Genomic DNA, 1,866 nt, shown 5'->3' on the forward strand with positions numbered 1-1,866 from the left:
TAGGCTTTGTCTTTTTGGCACAAATTCACAAAAAATAATTAACAGAAAATTCTAACTATATTTATGCAATGCTAATGACACAAAAACCACCCTTAAAACGAAAACTGTTTCAGGGGTGGTTTGCTATAGTGCGCCATTTCATTGAAAATGAGATCAAAACAGCACAAGTTACTTCGCCAATTCGTAAATCGCCTGAGCGTAAATGGCTGTCGCTTTTAATAGGTCATCGATATATATATATTCATCCTTTTGATGGGCGACATCGCTCCTCCCTGGAAACAAAGGGCCAAACGCAACCCCTGCTTTTAAGGAACGAGCATATGTGCCACCTCCGATCGCAATGAGCTCCGCTTTTTGTCCCGTTTGCTCTTCATACACGTTTTGCAATGTCCGGATCAGCGGATGGTCTTTTTGAACGTAATGCGGAGCCGAGTCGGAAAAGCGGACTAGCTCACTGTCAGGCAGCTGTGCCAACTTTTGTTGTATGTTCGCGCCTTTTTCCGTCACAGGGTAGCGGATATTTAAACCGACGGTTTTCTCTCCCTCCCTTTCGTATGAAATGATTCCTGCATTAACCGTTAACTCGCCGCTCACTTCATCTTGCGCCGCGATGTTAAGCTTTTTTCCTCTCATATCTCCAGAAAAGTAGCGGCTGATCCAATTGACAAAACCTTTTCCCCTTTGATCAAGAGGCAATGTCGACAAAAAAGCTGCTAAATAAATCCCGGCATTGCGGCCGTTTTCCGGTTCCATCGCATGGGCGGAAATGCCTTCCAATTCAATGACAACATCTGATTGTTGTTCGTAAATACGGCCATTTAAATGCTCCCTTTGCAAAAATTGCTTAAAGCTGTTTTGCAGCTCCGATAAATCTGCACATTTTCCAATGACCGCTTTCGCAAAATCGGGAACCATATTAAAACGCCTGCCTGAGGAAAAGGTTTTTAACGAATATGTTTCCTCCGTATTTTCACATACGGAATCAATTTTTAGAACAACATCAATGATTCCTTTTTCTGCATAAATAATCGGAAAATCGGCATCGGGCGCAAATCCGATGTCAGGCATTTCTTCATGCTTAAAGTAATGATCGACACAGCGCCAGTCACTTTCTTCATCAGTGCCAATTATCATCCGGACTCGCTTCGATAGCGGAAGTCCTAGTTCTTTCACAATTTTCATCGCATAATAGGCAGCCATCGTCGGACCTTTATCATCAAGCGCTCCGCGGGCAAATAATTTTCCATCTTGGATGACCGCACCATAAGGATCAAATGTCCACCCGTCCCCCTCAGGGACAACATCCACGTGGCAAAGGACGCCAACAATTTCATGTCCTTCCCCCATTTCAATATGGCCCGCATATCCTTCCAAATTTTTTGTTTGAAACCCGTCTTTTTCCCCTTTATGCAAAAGATGTTCCAATGCTTTTTTGATTCCTGCTCCAAAAGGCGCTCCTTCTTCTTTTGTGGCGTCATCAAGGACGCTTTTAATTTTTAAAAAGGTCTGGGTCTCTGCAATGATTTCATCTTTCCGTTTTAATACTTCCTTCATCCAATTCATTCTGTTCGCTCCTTCTATTCCATATTTCGGTGGGTACCTCTAGATTGGATCTTTATTAGCCTGAGGGGAAAGGAGTAATAGTCTTGGTAAAAGTATATTTGTTTCACCTCCATTACGGTTCGCTAGGTTCAGGATAGAAGATCAACGGTAAATTGCTTTTTTATTTTGCCCTGTTATGTTAAATACAGAAAATAGAAAAAAATGCATGGTAAAATAAAGGAATGAAAAAGGAGCATTCCTGTTAGAAGTTTTTTCGGGGACTTGAATAAAAAAAGCCCTCTTGGTATGATTCGGGGGTGTCAA

At 42.1% G+C, this 1,866-nt stretch carries 1 protein-coding gene; it reads right to left on the reverse strand.

Going from position 1 to position 1,866, the window contains the following annotated elements:
• Positions 1-168 precede the first annotated feature (168 nt).
• The gene (gene pepV / locus AC0KTX_RS16700; RefSeq protein ID WP_474253155.1) at positions 169-1,563 is read right to left on the reverse strand and encodes a dipeptidase PepV; all 1,395 of its coding nucleotides are present in this window, start codon (positions 1,561-1,563) and stop codon (positions 169-171) included.
• Positions 1,564-1,866 lie beyond the last annotated feature (303 nt).

The organism is Aeribacillus sp. JST-2, assembly GCF_056032925.1.